General features: G+C 71.4%; 19 protein-coding genes. 4 read left to right on the top strand and 15 right to left on the bottom strand.

What is annotated here, in order from left to right; genetic code table 11:
- Positions 1 to 14: 14 nt before the first annotated feature.
- Entirely contained in the window at positions 15 to 3,032 is a 3,018-nt protein-coding gene (locus ACXDC7_RS00330) for a glycoside hydrolase family 2 TIM barrel-domain containing protein (RefSeq protein WP_459220804.1), read from the top strand.
- On the opposite strand, the gene ACXDC7_RS00325 is transcribed toward ACXDC7_RS00330, so the two are convergent.
- The 9 genes from ACXDC7_RS00325 to ACXDC7_RS00285 form a co-directional block, all read right to left on the bottom strand.
- Positions 2,965 to 3,843 carry a transglutaminase domain-containing protein gene (locus ACXDC7_RS00325; protein ID WP_459220803.1) on the bottom strand — a complete coding sequence of 293 codons (879 nt, stop codon included), beginning with the start codon at positions 3,841 to 3,843 and terminating at the stop codon, positions 2,965 to 2,967. The two genes, ACXDC7_RS00330 and ACXDC7_RS00325, sit on opposite strands and share 68 nt — an antisense overlap.
- Complete coding sequence (locus ACXDC7_RS00320; protein WP_459220802.1) at positions 3,827 to 5,653, bottom strand: gamma-glutamyltransferase family protein; 1,827 nt, start codon at positions 5,651 to 5,653, stop codon at positions 3,827 to 3,829. Before ACXDC7_RS00320 ends, ACXDC7_RS00325 begins: the two co-directional genes overlap by 17 nt.
- 70 nt (positions 5,654 to 5,723) lie before the next feature.
- A complete protein-coding gene (locus ACXDC7_RS00315; RefSeq protein WP_459220801.1) occupies positions 5,724 to 6,710 on the bottom strand; it encodes an ABC transporter ATP-binding protein in 987 nt (328 codons plus the stop codon).
- Complete coding sequence (locus tag ACXDC7_RS00310) at positions 6,707 to 7,693, bottom strand: ABC transporter ATP-binding protein (protein ID WP_179445365.1); 987 nt, start codon at positions 7,691 to 7,693, stop codon at positions 6,707 to 6,709. Before ACXDC7_RS00310 ends, ACXDC7_RS00315 begins: the two co-directional genes overlap by 4 nt.
- Entirely contained in the window at positions 7,690 to 8,553 is an 864-nt protein-coding gene (locus ACXDC7_RS00305; RefSeq protein WP_459220800.1) for an ABC transporter permease, read from the bottom strand. Before ACXDC7_RS00305 ends, ACXDC7_RS00310 begins: the two co-directional genes overlap by 4 nt.
- Positions 8,550 to 9,569 (bottom strand): ABC transporter permease, encoded by a 1,020-nt coding sequence (locus tag ACXDC7_RS00300; protein WP_459220799.1) that lies wholly within the window; start codon positions 9,567 to 9,569, stop codon positions 8,550 to 8,552. The genes ACXDC7_RS00305 and ACXDC7_RS00300 overlap by 4 nt, the downstream gene beginning before the upstream one ends.
- Positions 9,566 to 11,185: an ABC transporter substrate-binding protein gene (locus tag ACXDC7_RS00295; RefSeq protein WP_459220798.1), complete on the bottom strand. Its 1,620-nt coding sequence runs from the start codon at positions 11,183 to 11,185 to the stop codon at positions 9,566 to 9,568. The genes ACXDC7_RS00300 and ACXDC7_RS00295 overlap by 4 nt, the downstream gene beginning before the upstream one ends.
- A gap of 72 nt (positions 11,186 to 11,257) precedes the next feature.
- Positions 11,258 to 12,985, bottom strand: a complete 1,728-nt coding sequence (locus ACXDC7_RS00290) for a serine hydrolase domain-containing protein (protein WP_459220797.1) — start codon at positions 12,983 to 12,985, stop codon at positions 11,258 to 11,260.
- A complete protein-coding gene (locus ACXDC7_RS00285) occupies positions 12,982 to 14,742 on the bottom strand; it encodes a glycoside hydrolase family 3 protein (RefSeq protein WP_459220796.1) in 1,761 nt (586 codons plus the stop codon). The genes ACXDC7_RS00290 and ACXDC7_RS00285 overlap by 4 nt, the downstream gene beginning before the upstream one ends.
- A gap of 97 nt (positions 14,743 to 14,839) precedes the next feature.
- Between ACXDC7_RS00285 and ligD the strand changes: the two genes are divergently transcribed.
- Complete coding sequence (ligD, locus tag ACXDC7_RS00280; protein ID WP_459220795.1) at positions 14,840 to 15,769, top strand: non-homologous end-joining DNA ligase; 930 nt, start codon at positions 14,840 to 14,842, stop codon at positions 15,767 to 15,769.
- A 52-nt stretch (positions 15,770 to 15,821) separates the two neighbouring features.
- Here ligD and ACXDC7_RS00275 read toward each other — a convergent pair whose 3' ends face one another.
- The 6 genes from ACXDC7_RS00275 to bla (ACXDC7_RS00250) form a co-directional block, all read right to left on the bottom strand.
- Positions 15,822 to 17,171 carry an HNH endonuclease signature motif containing protein gene (locus tag ACXDC7_RS00275; RefSeq protein ID WP_459220794.1) on the bottom strand — a complete coding sequence of 450 codons (1,350 nt, stop codon included), beginning with the start codon at positions 17,169 to 17,171 and terminating at the stop codon, positions 15,822 to 15,824.
- 179 nt (positions 17,172 to 17,350) lie between these two features.
- Positions 17,351 to 18,184 carry a hypothetical protein gene (locus ACXDC7_RS00270; RefSeq protein WP_459220793.1) on the bottom strand — a complete coding sequence of 278 codons (834 nt, stop codon included), beginning with the start codon at positions 18,182 to 18,184 and terminating at the stop codon, positions 17,351 to 17,353.
- Between the two features lie 75 nt (positions 18,185 to 18,259).
- Positions 18,260 to 19,378 carry a GTPase family protein gene (locus ACXDC7_RS00265; protein ID WP_459220792.1) on the bottom strand — a complete coding sequence of 373 codons (1,119 nt, stop codon included), beginning with the start codon at positions 19,376 to 19,378 and terminating at the stop codon, positions 18,260 to 18,262.
- 1 nt (position 19,379) lies between these two features.
- Positions 19,380 to 20,636, bottom strand: coding sequence for a glucose-1-phosphate adenylyltransferase family protein (locus tag ACXDC7_RS00260; RefSeq protein ID WP_459220791.1), 1,257 nt, complete (start codon positions 20,634 to 20,636; stop codon positions 19,380 to 19,382).
- 50 nt (positions 20,637 to 20,686) lie between these two features.
- Positions 20,687 to 21,484, bottom strand: a complete 798-nt coding sequence (gene bla / locus ACXDC7_RS00255; protein WP_179445375.1) for a class A beta-lactamase — start codon at positions 21,482 to 21,484, stop codon at positions 20,687 to 20,689.
- 2 nt (positions 21,485 to 21,486) lie between these two features.
- Complete coding sequence (bla, locus tag ACXDC7_RS00250) at positions 21,487 to 22,416, bottom strand: class A beta-lactamase (protein ID WP_459220790.1); 930 nt, start codon at positions 22,414 to 22,416, stop codon at positions 21,487 to 21,489.
- Positions 22,417 to 22,498: 82 nt separating this feature from the next.
- Here bla (ACXDC7_RS00250) and ACXDC7_RS00245 point away from each other — a divergent pair, with 82 nt between their 5' ends.
- A complete protein-coding gene (locus tag ACXDC7_RS00245) occupies positions 22,499 to 23,383 on the top strand; it encodes a LysR family transcriptional regulator (RefSeq protein ID WP_179445377.1) in 885 nt (294 codons plus the stop codon).
- Positions 23,373 to 24,257 carry a serine hydrolase gene (locus ACXDC7_RS00240; RefSeq protein ID WP_179445378.1) on the top strand — a complete coding sequence of 295 codons (885 nt, stop codon included), beginning with the start codon at positions 23,373 to 23,375 and terminating at the stop codon, positions 24,255 to 24,257. Before ACXDC7_RS00245 ends, ACXDC7_RS00240 begins: the two co-directional genes overlap by 11 nt.
- Positions 24,258 to 24,280 lie beyond the last annotated feature (23 nt).

The following is a 24,280-nucleotide window of genomic DNA, read 5'->3' as shown; positions in this document are numbered from 1 at the left end:
ATGAATGGGTGTCAGTGGCAACTCCGGAATATCTCACCGATCGTTCCCCCGGCCGGGGCGGGCTGCCGCCGCGCGCCCGGGTGCACAGCGATGCGCAATCCACCAGCCTGAACGGGGCCTGGCGATTCCGGTACGCCCCCCGCGCCGACGGGCCGACCGGCTTCGCCGAGCCCGACTTCGACGACACCGCCTGGGACAGCCTGCCGGTGCCCGCGCACTGGGTGCTGCACGGCGATGGCCGCTACGGCCACCCCGCCTACACCAATGTGGCGTTCCCGTTCCCGGTCGACCCGCCGCACGTGCCGGACGAGAACCCGACCGGCGACTACCGGCTGCGCTTCGATCGGCCCGACTGGGTCGGCTCGGGCCGCGCGATCCTGCGCTTCGACGGGGTCGAGTCCGCGTTCCGGGTCTGGCTGAACGGGATCGAGATCGGCGTCGGCAAGGGCAGCCGGCTGCCGGTCGAGTTCGACGTCACCGAGGCGCTGGTCGCCGGCGGCCGGACCGACGTGCTCGCCGTGCGGGTGCACCAGTGGTCCGACGGCAGCTACCTGGAGGACCAGGACCAGTGGTGGCTGCCGGGGATCTTCCGCGATGTGACGCTGCTGCAGCGCCCGGTGGGCGGCATCGACGACGTCTTCCTGCGCGCCGACTTCGATCATCGAACCGGGATGGGCCTGCTCACCGGCGAGGTGTCGGCGCCGGCCCAGGCGTACCCGATCACGGTCGAGATCGCCGAGCTGGGCCTGCGCCAGGAGCTCGCCGGTCCCGGTGAGCCGATCGACCTGGCGGCGCCGGCGCAACCCTGGAGCGCGGAGGAGCCACGGCTGTATCAGGTGATCATCTCCGCGGCCGGCGAGACGCTGACCGAACGGGTCGGCTTCCGCACGGTACGCATCGACGGCGATCGGCTGTCGGTGAACGGGCGACAGGTGATCTTCCGCGGCGTCAACCGGCACGAGGTGCTGGCCGATCGCGGCCGGGTGTTCGATCCCGACGCCGCCCGCGCGGACCTGATCATGATGAAGCGACACAATGTGAACGCCATCCGGACCTCACACTACCCGCCGCACCCGGACCTGCTGGACCTGTGCGACGAGCTGGGCTTCTGGGTGATCGACGAATGCGATCTGGAGACCCACGGCTTCGAGCTGCTGGGCTGGCGGGACAACCCCTGCGACGACGGCCGCTGGCGCGGCGCGCTGCTGGACCGGATCGCGCGCACCGTCGAGCGGGACAAGAACCACCCGTCGGTGATCATCTGGTCGCTCGGCAACGAGTCGGGCACCGGCGAGAACCTCGCGGCGATGGCCAACTGGGCCCGCGGCCGCGACGGCGGCCGGCCGATCCACTACGAGGGCGACCGCACCGGCGCCTACACCGACCTCTACTCGCGGATGTATGCCAGCCCCGGGCAGGTGGAGGTGATCTTCGGCGCCGGACCGCTGCCCGGCTGCACCGCCGGCGAGGCGGCACGGGTGCGCGCGATGCCCTTCCTGCAGTGCGAGTACGCCCACGCGATGGGCACCGGCCCCGGCGCGCTGGATGTCTACGACGAGCTGGTCGAGGCGTACCCGGGTTATCACGGCGGCTTCGTCTGGGAGTGGCGTGATCATGGTCTGCGGCGACGCGACGAACGGGGCGAGTGGTACGCCTACGGCGGCGACTTCGGCGAGGAGCTGCACGACGGGAACTTCGTCCTGGACGGGCTGGTCCGCTCCGACGGCGTACCGTCGCCGGGTCTGGCCGAGTTCGCCGCGGTCAACGCGCCCGTCTCGCTGACCGTCGCCGACGGGGTGCTCACCGTCCGCAACCGGCAGCACACCCGCGGGCTTGATCATCTCCGGTTCGTGGCGTGCAGCGAGCTGGACGGTGAGGACTCCGTCGAGGCCGAGGTGGCCGTGCCCGCGGCGGGGCCGGGCGAATCCGTGTCCGTGACGCTCCCGGAGGCGGTGCTCGCGCCGCGGTCCGGCGGCGAGTGCTGGCTGCGGGTACGCGCCGAGCTGGCCGCCGACGAGCCGTGGGCGGGCGCCGGACACCCGGTGGCGGAGGGCCAGTGGCCGCTGACGGTGCCGGCGCGCGAGGCGCCACGCCCGGCGCAGTTCGACCCGACCTCGGCCGAGCACGCGCCGCTCGGGGCCGCCGAGTTCGACCCGGCCACCGGGCTGCTCACGGCCCTGGGCGAGCTGGCCGTCACCGGGCCGATTCTCGAGCTGTGGCGCGCGCCGACCGACAACGACCGGGGCGCCATCTTCGGCTCCTTCGAGCTGGCCGACCCGGCCACCACCGGCGGTGACGGCGTACCCGGCCCGTCATCGGCGCAGCGCTGGGCCGAGCGCGGGCTGGACCGGCTGAAGCACCGACTGGTCGAGTTCCGGGCCGCGGCCCACGGGATCGTGGCCACCTATCGCGTCGGCGCCGCGGCGACCCGCGCCTATGCGGACCTGACCTGTCGCTGGTGGTGGGCCGACGACCGGCTGATGCTGCGCGCCGAGGTGACGCCGTCCAGCGACTGGGACTGCACCTGGCCGCGGATCGGGCTGCGGTTCGGGCTGCCGGCGGAGCTGGACGAGGCGGCATGGTTCGGCACCGGGCCGGGCGAATCGTGGCCGGACAGCCGCCGCGCCGTGCGGGTCGGTCGGTTCGCCGCGGGCATCGACGAACTCAACTTCGCCCCGACCCGCCCGCAGGAGAGCGGGCACCGCGCCGGGCTGCGCGAGCTGACGCTCAGCGGCCCCGGGCGGGCGCTGACCGTGGAGGCGTACGCCGAGGCCGGCCGGCTGCCCGGCTTCACGATCGCCCGGCACACGCCGCAGCAGGTGGCTGCCGCGGCGCACCGTCACGAACTGCCGACGCCCGAGCGGACCTGGCTGTTCGTCGATGCCGACGTGCACGGACTCGGCTCGCGCTCGTGCGGGCCGGACGTGCTGCCCGAGGCACAGTTGTGGCCCCGCGCGGAGGCGATCACCCTGGCCCTTCGGGCGGAGGGCAACACCCGGCCCGTGCAGGGTGGCGCGGGGCTGTCGGACTGACCGGGTGGCGCCGCCCGCGGCTCCCCGGTGACGGTTCGCGCCTGCCCCAGCCTGCGGCGCGCGAACCAAGTCGCAGCGCGGCGTCAACAATCGGCAGGACGACTCCGTCAAAGGTCTGGTTGTGTGCCTGCCACAGTGCGTCGCGGCTCGAGAAGGTGCCGAGATCACGGATGACCCACGCGCTCAGATCTCCGGTGGCGCTGCCGGTGCCGGGTTTCGTCCAGCTCACCTGGCGGTTTCGGATCGCTTCAAACAGTGTCTCTGGGCCGGAATTGGTGAAAGCTTGCGCCTCGCAGGCGTTCCCTGGCCCACAGAAGATCTCACCACACGTCACCCACTGATCATCAATGCAGAAATCTGGCCAGCAGAGCAGCACCTCGCGCGGCATCAGCACGCGAGGCACCCGGAAACGTGGTCGCCAGAACTCGCCGCGGACAACAAATCCCCGTGCCCGTGTCGGAATCCCTGCCGACCTTGCCACGGCTTCGAGGACGGCCAGTCGCTGACTGCACGACCCGAAGCCGCGCCCGATCACTCTGGATGCGGGAAGTTCTTCGTTCACGGAGTAGACGGGGCGGATCGACTCCGCAATGACCTTGTGAGCCGCGCCCAGGAACTTCGTCGGTGGAGGCGTGGAAGCGCTCTCGAGGGCTCGACGGGCAAGCTTCGCAACATTCTCATGAGTGAAATCGAGAATTGGTGTCGGTGAAACATTGGACGACGACGCCACGTGTTTGTCCGCTTTGGCTTCCCGGAGAGAGGAGTAGCGAGGCGCTCGGTTGATCCGCGCCGGCTCACCGCCCGGCCGCATAGCCCTGCATCCCGCGGGGATTGGCCGCCGCGCGCAGTAGCCCCGTCGCGGCGTCGCGGGACACGGCGCTGAGCCGGCCCTCCGACCACGCCGGGCCCACGGTCACGTCGTGACCACGCGCCCGCAGCCCCGCGACCAGCTCGGCGTCGGCATTCGCCTCGACGACGAGCGAGCCCGGCCGGTAGCCGCGCGGCCAGAACGAGGCGATCAGCGCATCCGTGTGCCAGTTCGGGGCGTCGATCGCGCCCTGCAGATCCAGCGCGGAGGTACGCGCCTGCGTCGCGGCGACCCGCAGGAAGAAGCTGGTGCTCCACTGGTCCTGCTGGTCGCCGCCCGGCGTACCGAAGGCGAGGGTGGGCTCGCCGTGCAGGCTGGCCAGGCTGGGCGAGAGGGTGGTCCGCGGGCGCCGGCGCGGGGTCAGCGAATTCGGCAGGCCGGCATCCAGCCAGCACATCTGCAACCGGGTGCCCAGCGGGAAACCCAGCTCCGGGATCACCGGGCTGGACTGCAGCCACCCGCCGCTCGGGGTGGCCGCGATCATGTTGCCCCAGCGGTCGACGACGTCGATGTGGCAGGTGTCCCCGGTCTGCCCGGCCGCGTCGGCGCGTGGCGCGGCGTGGCTCTGCACGGTGGGCTCGCCCGCGCCCCCCGCGGCGGACGAGCGCACCTCGCCCGCGACGACGCGGCGGATGTGCTCGGCCAGCACGGGCTCGCGGCCGTCCGGCGTACCCGGCCGGAACTCCCGGCTGGCGGCATCGGTGATCAACATCCGCCGCTGCTGGGCATAGCCCGGCGCGAGCAACCCGGCGAGGTCGACCTCGGCGGCATCGCCGTACCAGGCGTCGCGGTCGGCGAACGCCAGCTTGGCGCCCTCCACGATCCGGTGCACGACGGCGGCATCGAATGCGCCGAGATCGGCCGGCTCGCAGTCGCCGAGCAGCCGCAACTGCTGCAACATCGACGGGCCCTGGGACCAGGCCGCGCACTTGTGCACCGTCCATGGCCCGTAGTCGACGGCGGCGGGTCGCTCCCAGACCGCCTGGGGTCGGGCAAGATCATCGCCGGTCAGCACGCCGGCGTGCGGCGTACCCGTCGAATCCATGACCGGGGTACGCGCGGTCCGCACCATCGCCTCGGCGACGAAGCCCTCCTTCCAGACCCGCAGCGCGGCGTCGAGCTGGGCCTCGCGGTCCGCCGATGCCGCTTCGGCCTCGGTGATCAGCCGCTGCCAGGTCCGGGCCAGCGCCGGGTTGCGGAGCAGGGCGCCGTTCCGCGGGCTGTCCCCGCCCGGCAGCCAGACCTCGGCCGAGGTGGGCCAGTGCTGGGTGAACAGGTCGCGTACCGATTCCACGGTCGCGCCGACGGCGGGCACCGGGCTGTGTCCGTCGCTGGCCAGGGCGATCGCGTGGTCGAGAACATCCCGCAGGGACCAGGTGCCCCGATCGCGCAGCAACACCAGCCAGGCCTCGACGGCCCCCGGCACCGCGGCGGCGAGCGGACCGGTGCCGGGCACCAGATCCAGGCCGAGCTCGTCGCGATAGTGGGCGATGGTCGCGCCGTCCGGCGCCACGCCCTGACCGCACAGCACCTCGGGGGCGCCCCCGCGCTCGCTGATGATCAACGGGGCGTCGCCGCCCGGCCCGTTCAGGTGCGGCTCGACCACGTGCAGCACGAAGGCGCCGGCCGTGGCGGCGTCGAACGCGTTGCCGCCGCGCTCCAGCACGGACATCGCCGTGGCGGTGGCCAGCCAGTGGGTGCTGGTGGCCATGCCGAACGTGCCCTCCAGCGTGGGGCGGGTGGTGAACTCCACGGGCGTCTCCTCGACAGATCGGGTGGGGGGACAGATCGGGTGGGGGGACAGATCGGGTGGGGGGAGCGTCTCACGTGACGCGGGCCGGCGTGAGCGCGACCGGCGCCGCACCGTCGGTCACCAGATGGCAGCGCACGAACCGCCCCGGCGCAACCTCGCGCAGCTCCGGCACCTCGGTCGCGCACCGTGCCACGGCGATCGGGCAGCGGGTGCGGAATCGGCAACCGCTCGGGGGATCGGCCGGGTCGGGCAGGTCGGCGGAGATCTCGATCCGTTCGCGGGAACGCTGCTCGACCGGGTCGGGTACGGGGGCGGCGGCGGTCAGGGCCTGGCTGTAGGGATGCAGCGGGTCGGCGGTCAGCTCGGCCGTCGGGCCGACCTCGACGAGCTGGCCGAGATACATCACGGCGACCCGGTCGGCCAGGTACTCGACCACGCCGAGGTCGTGGGTGATGAACAGCGCGGCGAAGCCGAGCTCGCGCTGCAGCTCCTTGAGCAGGTTCAGCACGGACGCCTGTACGGACACGTCGAGCGCGCTGGTCGGTTCGTCGGCGACGATCAGGTCCGGATCGAGGATCAGCGCCCGGGCGAGCGACAGGCGTTGCCGCTGCCCGCCGGAGAGCTCGTGCGGGTAGCGATCCAGCAGGTCCTCGCGCAGGCCGACGCGCCCACACAGCTCGGCGGCCCGGGCCCGGCGCTCCGCGCGCGTCCCGATGCCGTGGTGCCGCAGCGGCTCGGTGACGATCGTCGCGCAGGTCTGGCGGGGATCGAGGGAGGAGGCGGGGTCCTGGAAGACCAGGTGGAAGCGTCGCCGCAGGGCGCGCAGCCGCCCACCGCGCAGGCCGGTCAGCTCGGTCCCCAGCACCCGGACCGTGCCCGCGCTCGGCCGGTCCAGCGCCACGGCCAGCCGCCCCACCGTCGACTTGCCGGACCCGGACTCGCCGACCAGCCCGAGGATCTCCCCCTCGGCGACCACCAGGTCGATGCCGTCCACGGCGCGGACCGCGCCGAAGTGGCGGGTCAGCCCGGACAGCTCCAGCGCGGGGGAACCGGTCATCGCTGCGCTCCCGCGGTCGCGTTCGTCATCGGGTGCCAGCAGGCGACCAGATGCTCGCCCGGGCCGGCGAGCGCGGGTCGGGCGGCCCGGCAGTCGTCGGCGGCGCGCGGGCAACGATCCGCGAAGGTGCACGCGTCGGGCTGCACCGCCAACGCGGGCACCGTGCCGGGGATCTCGGCCAGCCGGTCGGCCACCGATCCGGGCCGCGGGACGGCACCGAGCAGGCCGTTCGTGTACGGGTGCTCGGGGTTGGCGAACAGCTCCGCCACGGGCGCGGTCTCCACGCCGCGACCGGCGTACATCACCAGCACCCGGTCCGCGATGTCGGCGACCACGCCGAGATCGTGGGTGATCAACACGATCGCCATGCCCAGCTCGGCGCGCAGCCGGTCCAGCAGCGTCAGGATGCCGGCCTGCACGGTCACGTCGAGCGCCGTCGTCGGCTCATCGGCGATCAGCACCTCGGGATCGCAGGCGATGGCGATGGCGATCATCACCCGCTGCCGCATGCCGCCCGAGAGCTGGTGGGGGTAGAGGTCGATCCGCTGCCGCGGTGCCGGGATGCCGACCAGCCCCAGCAGCTCGATCGCGCGCTCGCGGGCCCGCGTACCGGACAGGCCGCGATGGCGCCGGAGCACCTCGGTGAGCTGGCGCCGCACCGTCAGCACGGGATTGAGCGACGACAACGGCTCCTGGAAGATCATCGAGACCCGATCGCCGCGGATGTCGCGGAGCGTCGCCGTGGACGCGCCGACCAGTTCGACCTCGCCCAGGCGTACCGATCCGGTGACGGTCGCGGTACGCGGTTGCAGGCCGAGCACCGACAGGGCGCTGATCGACTTGCCGCAGCCGGACTCGCCGACCACCGCCAAGACCTCGCCCGGCGCGAGGTCGTAGCCGAGCCCCTGGACCGCGTGCACGGTGCGGCCTTCGCTGCGGAAGGTGATGTCGAGGTCGCGCACGCGTAGCACCGGGCCGGTCATCGGCCGTCTCCTTTCGGGTCGAGCGCATCCCGCACCCCGTCGCCGAGCACATTGAACGCCAGCGTGAGCGCGACGATCGCCAGACCGGGGAAGACCGCCATCCACGGCGCTGGGTAGAGGAAGGACTGCGCGGCGGAGAGCATGGTGCCGAGCGACGGGGTCGGCGGTTGTACGCCGAGACCGAGAAAGCTCAGCACGGCCTCGGCGAGGATCGCGCCGGGAATGGCGATGGTGGTCTGCACGATCAGGGCCGACGCGGCATTGGGCAGGACGTGTTGGGCGAGTGCGGTGACCGGCCGCGAGCCGCTGGCGATGGCGGCCTGCACATACTCCCCGCCGCGCAGCCGCAGCGCCTCGCCGCGGGCCACCCGGAAGAACGCGGGAACCAGCGAGATCGCGACCGCGAGGGTGGCATTGGTCAGCGAGGGGCCGAGGATCGCCGCCAACCCGACCGCGAGGATCAGGAACGGGAATGCCAGCAGTGCATCGGTGAGCCGCGAGGCGATCATGTCGATCACGCCGCCGTAGTAGCCCGCGAGCATGCCCGTCGCGATGCCGATCACCGCGGCGCCGATCACCGCCAGCAGCCCGACCTGCAGCGAGGCACGGAGGCCGAACAGGATCCGGGAGAGCTGGTCGCGGCCGAGATCGTCGGTGCCGAGCCAGTGGGCGAGCGAGGGTTGCGCGAGGACGGCGTCGAAATCGGGGGCGATCGGGGAATAGGGGGCGAGCAGCGGCGCGGCCAGTGCGGCGAGCACGAAGACACCGACCGCGACGGCGCCGGCGACCGCGAGCGGGTTGGCGCGCAGACGGCTCAGGGCGCGCGATCGGCGGCGGGCCGGCGTGACGATGCCGCTCACGACACACCACCGACCCGGATCCGCGGATCGAGCAGGGTGTAGCAGACGTCCACCAGCAGGTTGATCACCACATAGGCGACCGAGGTGATCAACACCACCGCCTGGATCAGCGGGTAGTCGCGGGTGAAGACCGCATCGAGGGTCAGCTTGCCGAAGCCGGGCAGCGTGAACACCTGCTCGGTGACCACCGCCCCGCTGATCAACTGCCCGAGATTGAGGCCGAGCACGGTGACCACCGTGATCAGGCTGTTCCGCAGCGCATGGTCCAGCACCACTGCGCGGCCTGTGAGCCCCTTGGCGCGCGCGGTACGCACATAGTCGGCGGACAGCGCCTCCAGCATGCCCGAGCGGGTCTGGCGCATCACGACGGCCGCCAGACCGCTGCCGAGCACGAAGGCCGGCATGATCATCCGGGCGAGATTCTCCAGCGGGTCGATGGTGAACGGGACGAACCCGGATGCCGGCAACCAGCGCAGCCCGACCGCGAAGATCAGCACCAGCAGGATGCCGAGCCAGAAGTTCGGGATGGACAGGCCGAGCAGGGCGGCGCCGTTGGCCAGCCACTCGCCGGGGCGGCCGCGCTCGACGGCCGCAACGACGCCGGCGGCGACGCCGATCGCGGTGGCGAAGAGCATGCTGAGCAGCGCGAGCTCCAGGGTCACCGGCAGCGCCGCGAGGATCGCCTCGATCACCGGCTCGCCGGTGCGGACCGATGTGCCGAAGTCGCCGCGGATCGCGTGGGAGAGCCAGTTCAGGTACTGGATCGGCAGCGGATCGTCCAGGCCGTACCGCTCGCGGATCGCGGCGATGGCCTCGGGGGATGAGTCCTCGCCCGCCAGCACCAGGGCCGGGTCGCCCGGGATCGCCCGGATGCCCGCGAAGACGGCGATGCTGACCAGGAAGATCGTCACCAGCGCCTGGCCGGCGCGACCGGCGAGATGGCGCAGCGCGCGGCCGCGCGGGGCGTTCGGCCGGGTCGCCGACGGCTGGGTGGCAGGCGGTGCGGTGACGGTCATGTCGCATACCCCGCGTCCCGCAGCCGGATCAGGCCGTCGGCATAGACCCGCAGGCCGGCCAGCCGGTTGCTGGCGAGCACCAGACTGGAGGGGCGGAACAGGTAGATGATCGGCAGGTCCTCGGCCAGTTTCTCCTGCAGTGCCCGGTACGCCGCGCGCCGCTTTCCGACATCGCTGATGGTGAGGGCCTCGGCGAGCTGGGCATCGACCTCGTCATTGGCGTACCCGCCGTAGTTGTTGGGTGCGCCGGAGCGGAGGAAGGAGGCCATGTTGCCATTGGGGTCGACGCGCCCGGACCAGCCGGAGAGCAACATCTCGAAGTCCCCGTTCTTGCCCGCTTCGAGCAGGCTGGTGAACTCCATCGCGCGCAGCCGGACGTCGAAGCCGGCCTCGTTCGCCATCGCCTGGATGATCTGCCCGGTGCGCAGATCGTTGGCGGTGTTGGGAATGCTGAGTTCGACCGGCACCGGCGTCGGCAGACCCGATTCGGCGACCAGCCGGCGGGCCCGCTCGAGGTCGCGACCGGGGCAGACCAGGTCGGGGTCGGCGTAGGCGCTGGCGAGCGGCACCGGCCCGCAGGCCGGGGCGTACATGTCCTGGAAGGCGATCTTGTTGATCAGCGCCCGATCGAGCGACAGCGCGAACGCGGTGCGCAGCTCCGGGCGGGTGGCGAGCGGGGTGTCGACCACCGCGCCGGGCGCCGGCCCGCCCGAGGTGCGGGTATTGACGGTCAGGCCGTAGTAGCCGAACGACGGGCTCCGGAAGAGCTGCAGCTCGCCGTCGCCGCTCGTCGAGAGCACGTCGACCGGCGCCATCTGGTCCCCGACCACCACATCGCGCGAGCGGAGATTGGCCAACCGCACGGAGGAGTCGGTCATCACCCGGTAGATCACCTCGTCCAGGGCGATCTCGTCGGCGGCGTAGTAGTTGGGATCGCGGCGCAGCACGATCCGGTCGCCGATCGCTCGACTGACGAAGGCGAACGGACCGACGCAGACGGGTTCGGTACCGAAGTCCTCGCCGAGCCGATCGAGCGCCTGGGGAGACATGATCATCCCCGCGCGGTCGGCCAGCACGCTCGGCAGGGACGCATCCGGTTGGCTCAGCGAGAGCACGACCGTGCCTGGGTCGCGGACGGTCACCTCCTCGACGCTCGCCAGTTCCGCGGTGCGGCTGGAGGACTCCAGTTGCAGGTGCCGGTCGAGCGACTTCTTGACCGCGGCCGCGTCCAGCGGCGTGCCGTCGGCGAACCGCGCGTCGCGGCGCACGGACACCGTGAGTTGGCGCCCGTCGGGCGAGGTCTGCGGCAACTCGGTCGCGAGCTGCGGCACGATCGTCATCGACTCGTCGTAGTCGTAGAGCTTCTCGCACATCGAGGCGAAGACCTGACGGGCGACCAGGGTCGAGGACTGCGTCGGGTCGAGCAGGTCGGGTTCGCTGGCCAGTGCGACCTGCGCGCTGCCGCCCCGGCCGGGGGTGCGGGCGTCGACGGAGCGTTCGCCGAACTCGGTGCCGGTGGTCGGACCCATCGGGGCACAGCCGGCCAGCAGCACCGCCGCCGCGGCCAGTGCGCCCAGCAGTCCGCGGCTTCGCCCGCCGATCGTGCGAACCGCCATGGGGTGACGGTATCCAGAATCCCGTGGGCGTGAGGGGGGTTCTTCGCAGCGAGATGTGCTCGTCACCTGCGGTCAGCGGTCCGTGATCTGCCAGCCGTCGGCCGACCAGGCCGGATCGGACTCATCGATCGGCCGCGCGGAGGCGCCCGCGCCGATCCGGACATCGTCGACGAACACGCCGCGACCGGCCGCACTGGCATCGAAGGTCTGGCGCCAGCGGACCGCGGTGGTGCCCGCGGGCAGCGAGGCCCGCCCCGCGCGCCAGGTGCGCCCGGTGGACGCGGTCAGTTCGCCGTCGATCTCGTCGTCGCCGAGCCGGTACGCCAGCGGTTGCCACGTCGAGCCGTCGCGGCTGGTCTCCATGATCAACGGGTCGGTCGGCTCGAGGTCGACCAGGCTCTGCCAGCGCAGTTCCGTGCTGCCCGCCGGCACCGCGAGGCGCAGCGAGGTCTCCGCGTTGTTCGGCCGGGTGGAGACCCAGGCGCGCTTGCCGGCGACCGGGCGCACCGCCAGGGCATCGGCGAGCCCGCGGGCTGCGGCGGTGCGCGCGGGGTTGACGCTGCCCCATTCGCGGGACGGATGGACCCGGTTGGTCAGCAAGAGCACGAACGACCGGCTGTCGAAGTCGATCACCAGCGAGGTTCCGGTGTAGCCGGTGTGTCCGGCGGTACGCGGGCCCGACAGCCCGTCCATGTACCAGTGCTGGTTCAGCTCGAAGCCCAGCCCATGATCGTCTCCCGGGAACCCGGTGTTCTCGTTGGTGATCATCGCCTCGACGGTTTCGGGCTGCATGATCCGCCGGCCGTCCAGGACGCCGCCGTTCAGCATGGCCTGGGCCAGCCGGGCGAGGTCGGCCGAGGTGGAGAAGACGCCCGCGTGCCCGGCGACGCCACCGAGGCTCCAGGCGTTCTCGTCGTGCACCTCGCCCCACACGACGCCGCGGTCCGGGGCGCGCTGTTCCTCGGTGGCCGCGATCCGCGGACGCAGCGACGGGTCGGGGTTGTATCCGGTGTCGGTCATCCGCAGCGGGCCCGTGATGTCGTCGGCGACGAGTCGATCAAGGGTCTTGCCGCTCACCCGGTGCACCAGCTCGCCGAGTGCGATCAGGTTCAGATCGCTGTAGGTGTAGGTGCTGCCGGGTGGGTTGCTCAGCTTGGCGGTCAGGGCGGCTCGAAGCCGGCTGTCCGGATCGGGTTGATCACGCCACAGCGGCAGGAAGGGAGGCAGCCCCGAGGTGTGGGTGAGCAGTTGGCGTACCGTGATCGAGGCCTTGCCATCGGGATCGTCCGGGCCGTTCGCGGCGAACTCGGGCAGATAGTCGGCGACCGCGGCGTCCAGGTCGACGCGGCCGCGCTCCACCTGCTGCAGCACCACGATCGAGGTGAACAGCTTCGAGATCGAGGCCAGGTCATAGATGGTGTCGGTCCGGGTGGCGATCCGCTGGTCGGCCGGCAGCACCGTCTGGCCGGGCCCGTAGCGCACCGCCTCGCCGAACGCCTCGGAGAAGACGATCTTGCCCTGATAGCCGTAGGTGAGCACGCCGCCGGGGTAGCGCGGACGGCCGTCCGGCTGCGCCTCGGCATAGGACTGCACCTGTCGCCAGGCCTCCGCGATCGGTGCCGGGTCGAGCCGCATCCGCTGCGGGGTGCTCTCGCCCAGCGAGGTGGTGGGCCGCGCGAAGCCGTCCTGCGGGCGATCGAAGCGCCCTCGGGCCGCACCGTCGGCGGCACTCGCCGGGCTGCTCGGAACCATGATCAGGACCATAGCGAGGGCGGCGAGCACGCCCAGCCGGCGGCTCATTCGCCGCTCCCGAACTCGTAGATGATCTCGTCCGGGTCGTCGGCCGACGGGATGTCGACCGGCAGCCGACCGGACGGGTCGACCTGCCCGGTGAGCACCCGGGCGACGGAGCGCAGGGCGACATCATTGCGCGAATAGCTCGCCAGATAGCTCTCGGTGTCGAGGTAGGCGATGTCGTAGGGCACGCCGACTGCGACCACCACGACCGGTACGCCGGCCGAGTTCAGCGCGTCGACCAGCGCGGCCTGACCGGTGTTCGCCCGGGCGTTGTTGGTGATCACCACGGCCCGGTCGGCGGTGCGGGCGCGCTCGACGGCGGCGGTGATCGCGGCGGCATCGGGGTTGGTCGCGGTCGCGTGGGCCTCGGCGTCCGCGCCGCCGTCGCGCAGCGCCCGGGTGAGGGAATCGACCGGGGCCGTTCCGGCGCCCGTGACGAGCGTGCGCCCGGCGCCGAGCGGCACCAGGTCGGCGGCGTCCGTGAGTTGGGTGATGCTGCGGTCGGCGATCTCCTGGGCGGTGGCGAGATTGCGGGCGGTGCCGACCACGCGATCACGCAGGTTCGGGTTGGTCTGCCACATCGCGACGGCCCCGCGCTCGAACTTCATGGCGAGGATCCGCCGGACGCTCTGATCGATCCGCTCCTCGGTGAGCCGGCCGGAGCGGACGGCATCGATCACCGCCCGGTACTGGACGTCGGGCGAGTTCGCGTCGAGCAGCACGTCCACGCCCGCCTCGATGGCCCGCACCGCCACCTCGGCGTCGGGATAGTTCTGGCGTACCGCATCCATCCGGAGGGAATCGGTGACGACCACTCCGTCGTAGCCGAGTTGATCACGCAGGATGCCGGTGACGATCGGCTCGGACAAGGTGGCCGGGTCGCCGCTGGGATCGAGTGCCGGCACCGAGATGTGGGCGGTCATGATCATGTCGGCATCGGCCTCGATCGCGGCCCGGAAGGGCGGCGCGTCGATGGTCTCCCACTCCTCGCGAGTGTGGTTGATCACCGGGAATCCCGTGTGGGAGTCGACATTGGTGTCGCCGTGGCCGGGGAAGTGCTTGGCGGCGGCGCTGACCTTGGCGTTCTGCAGGCCGGCGATCGCCTGCGGGACGTGCTCGGCGACCAGGTCGGGGCGGGAGCCGAAGGAGCGTACGCCGATCACCGGGTTCGCCGGGTTGACGTTGACATCGGCGTCGGGGGCGTAGTCGGCATTGATGCCGAAGGCGCGCAGCTCGCGGCCGGTGATCGCGTATGTGGTGCGGGTGGCCTCGGGATCGCGGGTGGCACCGAGCGCCATCGCACCGGGGAACTCGGTCGCCGGTGGTCCGATCCGGGCCACCAGCCCGGTCTCCTGGTCGGTACTGATGGTCAGCGGGATGTCGGTACGCGGGCTGGCGTCGCGGGCTGCGCGCTGCAGGCCGTTGCTCAGGCCGGCGATCTTGGACTGGTCGGCGACATTGTCGGACCAGGCGAAGTAGATCACGCCGCCGAGGCGGTACTTGGCGACGACCTCGGCGGGGGTGGCGACGCCGTAGCGCTCCGTATTGCGGCTGTCGGCGGCGTCGGCGCTCGCGCCGTAGACATAGTTGACGAAGAGCTGGCCGACCTTCTCCTCCAGGCTCATCCGGCGCAGGGTCGCGTCGGCCCAGCGGGTCGCCGGATCGGCGGCCCGGGCCGGGGTGGCGGCCGTGGCGAGGGCGAGCGCCCCGGCCAGGACAGCGGCCGCGAACAGGCGGGCGGGACGGGTCAAGGTGGTCATCGTCGACCGACCTCCTTCTGGGGGAGCGCCCGGATCGGGCCGTTCTGCGAAGCTAGCCAGCGGGCATCTCGGGGTCAACCCTCGGTAGCGTGATCGCATGGGTCAGGCGATCGAGCTGGCGGCGGGCGGGCGTACCGTCCGGATCAGCAATCCGGAGCGGGTCTACTTCGACGAGCTCGGGCTGACCAAGCTGGATCTCGCCAACTACTACCTGTCGATCGGCGACGGGATCGTGAACGCGTTGCGCGAGCGGCCGACGATGCTGCACCGCTTCCCGAAGGGGTTGTCGGGGCCGAAGGTGCACCAGAAGCGGTTGCCGCAGGGCGCGCCGGACTGGGTGGACACGGTCGAGCTGTTCTTCCCGCGCTTCGGGCGGACGGCCGATGAGTTGTGCGTGACGGAGATTGCGCAGGTGATCTGGGCGGTACAGATGTCGACGGTGGAGTTCCATCCGTGGAACTCGCGCCGCGCCGATGTCGAGCGCCCGGATGAGTGGCGGATCGATCTTGACCCCGGGCCGGAGTGCCCGTGGTCGCGGGTGCTGCGGGCGGCCGAGGTGACGCACGAGGTGCTGGACGAGCTGGGAGCGGTCGGCTGGCCGAAGACCTCGGGAGGCCACGGGATGCACGTCTATGTGCGGATCGATCCCGATCATGGTTTTGCCGAGGTACGCCGGGCCGCGCTCGCGTTCGCCCGCGAGGTCGAGCGGCGGCTGCCCGAGGAGGTGACGACGACGTGGTGGCGCAAGGATCGCGATCCGGCGAAGCTGTTCGTGGACTACAACCAGAACACCCGCGACCACACGATCGCCTCGGCCTACTCCGTGCGTGGGAACCAGCGCGCGACCGTCTCGGCGCCGCTGACCTGGGACGAGGTCGGCGATGCCGAGCCGGACGATTTCACGGTGCTCACGATGCCGGGGCGCTTCGCCGAGCTCGGCGATCTGCATGCGGGCATCGATGATCATCCGTTCGCCATCGAGCCGTTGCTCGAGTGGGCCGATCGGGACGGGTTGCCGGAGAAGTAGGGGTTGCCGGAGAAGTAGGGGTTGCCGGACAAGCAGGGGTCGCCGGGGTCGATCAGCCGCTGTCCGGCGGTGGCCGCTCGGGTGGGCGCCGGGCGGGCCGCGTACCGGTGCGGTCGCGGACGATGGTCCACCCGTTCGGGCTGGTCCACAGGTAGCCGCCGCCGGGCAGGCGGCGGTAGCGCCAACCCGCGAGCGTCTTCAGGCGGTGATGGCGGCGACACAGCGGCGCCAGGTTGTCGGTGTGCGTCGGGCCGTGCGGCCAGGGCGTGATGTGGTCGATGTCGGCGCGCAGGCTGTTCTTCGCACACCACGGGAACACGCAGGTCGGGTCGCGCAGGATGACCTGCTCGCGGATGGGATCGGGGATCGCGTAGCGCGGTGACGTCCGCGGCCGGTTCAGGTCGATCACCGGCTTCACCACGACGGTCGTGCCCGGCGCGGCGCACCAGCCGCGGACCTGATCGGGCGTGATCGGGGAGTCGGTGTTGCCCAGCCGACCGACCGGCCCGAACGGCGCCCGCGCGCCGTCGGCGCTCAGATGGGCGTACAACACGATCGTGCGCCCCGCCGGTCGGGCGCCGTCCGGATCCGCCGGTCGAGCCTGGTCCAGGTCGCCGGCCGGGTCGGAATGGGAGGGATCAAGCAGGGGCTGGTGGCGGGCAAGGTCGCCGAGGGCGCGGGCGCGGCGGGCGTGCAGCGGGGCGTCGGATCCCCAGGCCCGCTGGGCCTCGGCGCCCGCGCTGAGCGCGGCGGCCAGGTCGAGGCCGTCCGGAAGCTCGAGCGTCCCCGACAGGTACGCCCGGCCGTCGACGCCCGTGACATCGCACTCGACCTCCACGAACAGGTCGTCGTCGCGGCCGCGGGCGTCGTCCGGGTCACCGCCGGCCGGATCCTCGGTGGCCGCGACGAACTGCGCCGTCGCGGCGGCGACCAGCCGGGCGAGCTGGGCATGGCCGATCCTGCCGGCGACCGCGGTGACCTGTCGGTCGACGTAGGCGGTCGCGGCCGGGGGCAGCGCGCGGGTCGCCTCGGCCACCGTGCGGGCGCGCCAGGCCGGCACCCGTAGCGCCTGCACGTCGGCCCAGAGCAGCGGCAGCCTGTGGCGGAGCTCCAGCGCGTCGCCGATCAGTCGCTGCCCGGACTCGGTCGTGACGCCGAGGACCGCCGCGAACTCGGCAACGCACGCGGGGTCGACCCCGGGGGCGCCGGCGCCGGCCAGCGGGATCAGCGTGTCCTCGCCGCGCGACCACAGGGTCGCCGGTTGATCATCGAGGTCGGGGTGCAGCACGGCCCACTCGGCGGCCGCGTCGAGGATATCGGCCTCGGCGCGAAGTTGATCATGGCGCAGGTCGGCGACCGCGCCGAGCAGCGCGCCCGCCGTGCTCATCGCCCCCCGATTCATGAAACCAACTCTAGGGAGGAGGTCTGACAATCTCCCGCGCAACGAATCGCGTTGTTCACAGCAAGTGCTTCGCGGCTGCTCGCGGCGTCGACGCCGCGAACCGACTGACAGTTCGAGTGCCCACAGATGTCCCGGTCGCACCAGCAGGACCATGCAACGGGTCGTTGATTGGACTGGGACTAGCTGTCGGTTTCCTCGCTGTCGCCTGACCCGGACTCGAGCTCCCTCGTCGCGCCCGACTCCAATGCCTTGAGCATTACTGGCTCGGCGCTCGCAAGGATTCTGTCGGCAGTCCATGACCCAGCCGCGACGGCGCTCGCGAGGCCAGCGGCCGCGACCGGGTCAATCAGGACCGTGATTCCGACAATGACCGTTCCTACTACGCGGGACAACACACCAACGGCCTGTGGGTAACGGATGAGGAAGATCTGGAGATCGCCCAAGAACGTCGCGGCAACATCCTTCAGGCGGAATACGCTTTTCTGGGGATCATCGATCTCATGCAGGAGGCGATCGATCAAGTCGATGAGCCGCGAGCCGGCAGACTCCTCAACCTCCCCGTCGTTGACTGCCTGGACAACGATCCTGCGAGCCGTGGTAAGGGCATCCCTGAGCTTCTGTGCCGCCGTGCGGAGCTCGACGCTCTGCGCCTCGACGATGTCGGCCATGGACTCGAGGTGATCGAGCGGGTCGTCCCGATCGCGGACCGTCTCTGACCACCCGGCTGGCTCGACGAGGGCATCCCACCAAATCCACAGCCGTGACTCATAGCGGCTCTTGGCGGGCTCGTCCAAGGTGTCGAGTTCGGCAAGCATCTCGCTGAACAGGCCAGTTGCTCGTATGTGGCGCCTGACAAACTCCGGCGATCCGTGCTCTACCCCGAGCGCTCCTGACCAAGCCTTCACTACAGAGTGTCCGCCCTGCATGGCTTCGGCCCGAACAGTACGGAGTAGGTCGTGCAGTGCACGGGTGGAACTCAGGGGCTTTTCCTTCTCAGCGCCTCCGGAAGTCATGTCTGCAAGATAGCGGGACCGTATGACCAAGCCGCGCTGTTCAGCAGGGTTGCCAAGAACGCAAGAAACGCGCGGCTACTCCCGCCTGATCTTGGGCATCCGCTTGCCCAACTCGCCGAGGAAGACCTCGCGTACGGCATCGGAATCGACGACCCCGCCGATCATCGGCAGATTCCCGGACGCGGCCCGCTGGCAGACCACCAGCCAGGCCTGTCCCATGGCAAAGGTGAAGGTGGACGCGACGCCCGCGCCGATCGCCCCGCCGGCGATCGTGCCGGCCCCGGGGATGAACTTCAACAGCCCGGTCACCGCCGCCCGGCCACCGGTGGTCGCGGCCGCGGTCGAGGCGACCGCCAGCATGGCCGCGCGGTCGAACCGCAGCTTGTGGATGATCGCGAGCCGGCCCATCATCGCCAACTGGATGGGCACCAGCACCGCCGCATCCGAGAACGGGATCGGCGTCGCCGCGGCCGCCGCCGCGCCGGCCGCTGCCGCCCCTATCGTCTTGTGCGACTCGCGCGCCTTCGACGCAAGGTCCACCTGCTGTTCGGCGACGAGGGCTGCATGTGCTGCCTCCGGCACAATGCGAAAGGTCGCCTGGACGAGGTCGATCAAGCCGAAGGCCGGCTGACCCGTGAACGGATCCCTCATGGCGTTGGTGAACACGGGCCGCTCGCCGAAGATCGGCAACCGGAGCTGCTCGATCCGGCGCGCCAGCTCGATCACGTCCGGATGCACCACCCCGTCGCGTGACGGCACCTGGGTGAACACCAAGATCACGCCCAGTCCGTGATCAACGAGATTGCGGATGAACTGCGCCTCGGACTCCTCGAATCGTCGATCCATCGGTCGTACGCAGTACCACGCCGCATGCACCTGCTCGTTGATCGGCTTGCGTCGATACTCCTTCACGAACTTCGACAGATCGGCCGCCAGTGCCTTGTCGTCGCGGCCGATCTCCAGCCCGCGAGTGTCCACGATGCCGAGGCGCCCACGCCGATCAAGATAAAGATGTGAGTCCTTCGTCACCGGCTCGCCGATGCCGGTCGCGGCCACCGGCTCACCGAAGACCGCATTGATCAGCGTGGACTTGCCCACCCCGGTCTTGCCGAACACCGCCAGATTGAACCGGCCGATCTCGTCGGACTGCTTGTCATACTCGGCCCGGAACGCGTCGGTGAACCACTGCGACACCTCACTCGCCCCCGACCCGGCTGGTGCCGGGCTCCAGTCGCGCTCCGGCCTCCACCTCCGCGCCCGCGGGCACAGTCGTGTCCGCGCCGACCAGGGTGATCTCGTCGTCATCCGGGCTGTCGGGCCGACTCGGCTCGCCGCCGATCCGGGCGTGCTCGCCGACGCGTACCCCGGTGTCCATGATCGTTGCCTCGACCACCGCATCCGGCCCGATCTCGCAGTCGGCGAAGATCACCGAATCTCGCACGCTCGCGCCCGCCGCGACGCGCACGCGCGGCCCGAGCACGCTCCCGCGTACCTCACCGTCCACCTGGCAACCGCCGCTGATCAGCGACTCGTCGACCCGGGCGCCGCCGGACAACCGGGCCGGGGCCGCCGGGATCTGTCGCGTCAGCAGCGGCCAGTCGGTGCGATTCAGCACGCCATGATCATCGCGCGCCAGATCCCGGTGCGCTGTCAGATAGGTCGACGGCCGACCAAGATCACGCCAGTAGCCGCCGATGCGGTGCTCGTACGCCCGGCCCTGCTCGACCAGCCGCGGCACCAGATGTTCGCCGAAGTCGCCCAGACCCGAGTCGTCCTCGTCCTCCTGCCGACCATCGAGCTCGCGGTGCAGGTCCCCGAGCGTGTCCACCAGCACCTGGGTGTCGTAGACGAACACCTCGGTGGCGACCACCCCGGTGCTCGGCCGTTCCGGCTTGTAGGCGAAGTCGGTCACCCGGCCGAGCCGGTTCGACTCGACGGTCGCGTGGTTGCTCGCCTCCTCGATGCCGAGGTCGGCGCCCAGGTCGTAGGTGACGATCGTGCACCCGGCGCCCTTGCGGCGGTGGGTCGCCAGGGCGTCGGCATAGTCGGTCAGGTACACATGGTCCGCGCTCAGCACGATCACCTCCTCCGCGCCGTGCGCCGTGATCTCGCTGCGCAGCCGGAACAACTGATCGGCATTGCCAGTCGCGAAACCGTCCTCGACCGCCGAATCGCCCTCCTGGGGAGGCAGCAGCCGGAATCCGCCGCGCGTCCGGTCCAGATCCCACGGCCGGCCATTGCCGACCGAATCGTCGAGCGAGCGCGCCTGGTACTGCACCGCCAGCCACACGTCGTCAATGCCGCTGTGGTGCAGGTTCGACATCGCCACGTCGATCAACTGGAAGCTGCCGGCCAGCGGCAGGGCAGGTTTCGCCCGTTCCCGGGTCAAGACGTCCATCCGGCTGCCCTGACCGCCGGCGAGGACGAGCGCAAGCGTCCGTACTCGAGCCATGCGGCCATGCTAGCGAGCGCCCGGCGCACCGCCGGGCGCCCGTCTCGGCGTCAGCCCAGCAGCTCCGCACACAGCCGGCCGACCTCGGCCAGCGGCTCCTTGCGGGTTTCGGCGTCCGCCGAATCGGCGTTCGTCAGGCAACTGATCACGATCGGTACGCCCGCCGGCGTCCAGGCGATCCCGACGTCATTGCGCGTGCCGTACGCCCCGCTGCCGGTCTTGTCACCGAGCCGCCAGCCCGCCGGCAGGCCCTTGCGAAGATCGTCCGCTCCGGTCCGGTTCGCCAACAGCCAACCGGTCAGCCGGCGCCGGGCGGCCCCCCCGAGAGCCCGCCCGGCGACCAACTGCCCGTAGTTCTCGCCCATCGCGCGCGGAGTCGTGGTGTCGCGCAGGTCGCCGGGTGCCCACTCGTTGAGCGCCGGCTCCCACCGCGTCAGTTCCGTCACCCGATCGCCGAGGTCACGCGCCAGCGCCGTGATCGCACCCGGCCCGCCGATCAGTTGCAACAGCAGGTTTCCGGCCGCGTTGTCCGAATCGGCGACGGCCGCCTCGCACACCTCGGCAGTCGTCGGCACGTGTCCTTGTTCCAGCCAGGCCGCCATCACCGCGGCGTACCCGGCTCCGTCCACCAGCGACGGCGGGAAGTGCTGGCGCCGGTCCATGATCAGGCGATCGCGGAAGATCAACCGGTTGTCCAGCACCGCTGCCGCGGCGAGCGTCTTGAAGGTCGAGCACATGGCAAACCGCTCGTCGGCACGATGATCGACGGTGGCACCGGTGCGCAGATTCTGTGCGTACAGGCCGATCCTGCGGTCGTAGCGCTCCTCGATCCGAGCAATCTGTTCCATGATCAGCCCAGCTCTCGTACCACGAGGCGCATGATGTCGACCAGCGGCGCGTCCAGGGTCTCGGCATCGATGTCGGAAGAACTGGTCATCGCGCTGATCACGATCGGTACGCCGGTGCCGGTCCAGGCTATGCCGATGTTGTTCCTGGTCGCGTAGTCCCCGCCGGAGCCGGTCTTGTCCGCCAATCGCCAGTCGGCCGGAAGCTCCTTGCGGAAGGTGTTGTCTGAGGTCAGATTGCCGAGCAACCATTCGGTGAGCTGATCGCGGATCCGCCGCCGCAGGGTACGCCCGAGCAGCAGCTCGCGGTAGTTGTTGCCCATCGCTCGCGGGGTGCTGGTGTCGCGTATCGATGACGGATCCCAGTCGCTCATCTCCGGCTCCCAGCGCTCCAGCACGCTGACCCGGTCACCGAGATCGCGGTACAGCCGGGTCACCGCGCCGGGGCCGCCGATGTATTGCTGCAGCAGGTTCGCCGCTCCGTTGTCGGATTCGCGGGTGCACGCCTCGCAGATCTCGGCCATCGTCGGGGCATAGCCACGCTCCAGCCACTCCCGCGTCCGCGGCGCCCACAGGCCGTCCGGAACCAGCGACGGCGGGTAGTACGCCCGGCGCTGCAGGAACTTCGGGTCCGGGCTGACCAGGCGCCCGTCCAGCGCCGCGGCGACGGCGAACGGCTTGAACGTCGAGCACATCGCGAAGCGCTCGTCCGGCCGATGAGCGATCCGACGCCCGGTGCGCAGGTTCTCGGCGTACAGGCCGATCCGGCGGTCGTAGCGGCCCTCCAGCTCCGCGATCGGGGAGCCCGCGGCGACGGCCGCCGGTGCGCCTGCGCCGCCGACCGCGGCGGCAGCGGCGGCTGCCGCAGCGCCGGCGAGCACCGTCCGGCGCGCGATCTGGGTGGATCGGACTGGGCTGGTTTCGTTCGGTTCCATGATCGACAGCGTGGCCGGAGGGTGCGCGGGTACGCCAAGACAGCCACCCCGCCATTCATGCGCGAACCGTATTGTTGCCCGCATGGACCTGCTGGAATCGCTGCGCAGCTTCTGCGCGGTGGCCGCCGAGCGCAGCTTCACCCGTGGCGCCGAGCGCTGCGGTCAGCCGCAGCCGGTCGCCAGCCGGCGGATCGCGGGGCTGGAGGAGCGCCTCGGCGTACCGCTGCTGATCCGCACGTCGCGGCGCGTCGAGCTGACGCCCGACGGGGAGCGGCTGCAGCCGCTGGCCCAGGAATTACTGGCCCGGGCCGACCGGATCGAGCGGCTGTTCGCCGACGACGGGCCGGTGCTGGTGCTCGGCGTCCCGCCGGGCGTCACCGCCCGGGCCCGGGCCGCGATCCGGCGCGGGTTCGCCGGACGCGAGGTCGTCTTCGTGGCCGATGATCCGGCCGGTCGGGCGGAGCTGCTGCAGGCGGGCTCGGCGCACCTGGCGCTGGTCCCGGTGGCGCCGGACGGTGCCGAGATCTGCGTACCACTCGGCATCGCGCAGCACAGCCCGGCCGGCACCCCGCGCGCGTTCTTCCTCGACCAGTTGCGTCGGCCGGTACGCGAGCGCGCCCACCCGCCACGGGCGCTGCACCTGCTCGCCGAGGACGACGTCCCGGCGGTCCGCGACCGGCTGCGCGATGCCGTCTTCGCCGCCGGTCTCCGCGCCGACCAGTTGATCATCTCCACACCCGCCGCGGAGGCCTGGACCCGCGTGCACGAGCGCGGCGACGTGGTGGTGGCGAGCGCCGCCGAGGCCGACCGCGAGGAGCTCGCCTGGTCGCCGCCCGGGCGCCTCGACCTCGCCCGTGGCTACCGGTTGGCAGGCCCGGCCGAGCTGACCGCCGGCGACCGGGCCGCCCTGCTGGGCCGGCTCGCGTCCGGGCTCGGCGGACGGGTCAGGGGGCGCGATGCTGCGTGAGCACGCCGCCCTGATCGCCGACATCGAGCGGGACTGGGCGGCAGCGGGGCTCAGCGGGTCGTTGCTCGCCCGCAATCTCGACACCGGCGCGGAGCTCGGCTTCGGTGCTGGGATCGCCTGGCCGCTGGCCTCGGTGATCAAGCTGCCGTTGGCGGTGGTGGTGCACGACGCGTTCGAGCGGGGCGAGCTCGACCCGGCCGAGCCGTTCGAGCTCGACCCCGATCGGGCGACCAGCGGCCCGACCGGCGTCTCGCTGTTCCGGCACCCGAGCCGGGTGGCCGCGGAGGACCTGATGCAGTTGGCGCTCGCCGTCAGCGACAATGCGGCGACCGACGCCCTGCTGGAACGTATCGGGATCGAGACGGTGACCGAGCGGTTGGCCGGGTTCGGATTCGCCGAGATCGTCCTGCGCCACCCGATGCGGGCGATCTATGGCATGTCGGGCGCCGTGGCCGAGGTCGGGCTCGGCCTCGCCGCGGGAGCCACCACCCCGGGCGGCGGTCACCTGATCGGCGAGCTCGACCCGCACCGCGCCAATGTCGGCACCGCCCGCGCTCTGCTGGATCTGCTCGACCGGCTGTGGACCGACCGGATCTCCACCCCGGCGGCCTGCGCGCGGCTCCGCGCCGCTCTCGGCCACCAGCTCACCCGACACCGCCTGGCCGTCGAGCTGGCCAGCGACGAGGTGCGCGTGCTGTCCAAGACGGGCACCTTCCTGGATCTGCGGCACGAGGCCGGGGTGGTCGAGGCCGGACCGGACCGGGTAGCCGTGGTTGCCCTGACCCGGTCGAGCATCCCGGCCTCGGTGCAACTCGAGGCGGAGTTCGCCATCGGCCACGCCGGCCGGCTGGCCGTCGATGCACTCCGCGGCTGACCCATCCCGCCGCGGTATTGGAC

Source organism: Naumannella huperziae (assembly GCF_054073625.1).
This window is presented reverse-complemented; position numbering and strand designations above follow the sequence as displayed.

Excerpts from the sequence above, each read along its gene's own strand:
- ACXDC7_RS00270 (WP_459220793.1), bottom strand. The coding sequence starts at position 18,184 with ATGACTTCCGGAGGCGCTGAGAAGGAAAAGCCCCTGAGTTCCACCCGT.
- ACXDC7_RS00285 (WP_459220796.1), bottom strand. The coding sequence starts at position 14,742 with ATGACCACCTTGACCCGTCCCGCCCGCCTGTTCGCGGCCGCTGTCCTG.
- bla (WP_179445375.1), bottom strand. The coding sequence starts at position 21,484 with ATGGAACAGATTGCTCGGATCGAGGAGCGCTACGACCGCAGGATCGGC.
- ACXDC7_RS00315 (WP_459220801.1), bottom strand. The coding sequence starts at position 6,710 with ATGACCGGTTCCCCCGCGCTGGAGCTGTCCGGGCTGACCCGCCACTTC.
- ACXDC7_RS00295 (WP_459220798.1), bottom strand. The coding sequence starts at position 11,185 with ATGGCGGTTCGCACGATCGGCGGGCGAAGCCGCGGACTGCTGGGCGCA.
- ligD (WP_459220795.1), top strand. The coding sequence starts at position 14,840 with ATGGGTCAGGCGATCGAGCTGGCGGCGGGCGGGCGTACCGTCCGGATC.
- ACXDC7_RS00310 (WP_179445365.1), bottom strand. The coding sequence starts at position 7,693 with ATGACCGGCCCGGTGCTACGCGTGCGCGACCTCGACATCACCTTCCGC.
- ACXDC7_RS00300 (WP_459220799.1), bottom strand. The coding sequence starts at position 9,569 with ATGACCGTCACCGCACCGCCTGCCACCCAGCCGTCGGCGACCCGGCCG.
- ACXDC7_RS00290 (WP_459220797.1), bottom strand. The coding sequence starts at position 12,985 with ATGAGCCGCCGGCTGGGCGTGCTCGCCGCCCTCGCTATGGTCCTGATC.
- ACXDC7_RS00245 (WP_179445377.1), top strand. The coding sequence starts at position 22,499 with ATGGACCTGCTGGAATCGCTGCGCAGCTTCTGCGCGGTGGCCGCCGAG.
- ACXDC7_RS00325 (WP_459220803.1), bottom strand. The coding sequence starts at position 3,843 with ATGCGGCCGGGCGGTGAGCCGGCGCGGATCAACCGAGCGCCTCGCTAC.
- ACXDC7_RS00260 (WP_459220791.1), bottom strand. The coding sequence starts at position 20,636 with ATGGCTCGAGTACGGACGCTTGCGCTCGTCCTCGCCGGCGGTCAGGGC.
- ACXDC7_RS00240 (WP_179445378.1), top strand. The coding sequence starts at position 23,373 with ATGCTGCGTGAGCACGCCGCCCTGATCGCCGACATCGAGCGGGACTGG.
- bla (WP_459220790.1), bottom strand. The coding sequence starts at position 22,416 with ATGGAACCGAACGAAACCAGCCCAGTCCGATCCACCCAGATCGCGCGC.
- ACXDC7_RS00275 (WP_459220794.1), bottom strand. The coding sequence starts at position 17,171 with ATGAATCGGGGGGCGATGAGCACGGCGGGCGCGCTGCTCGGCGCGGTC.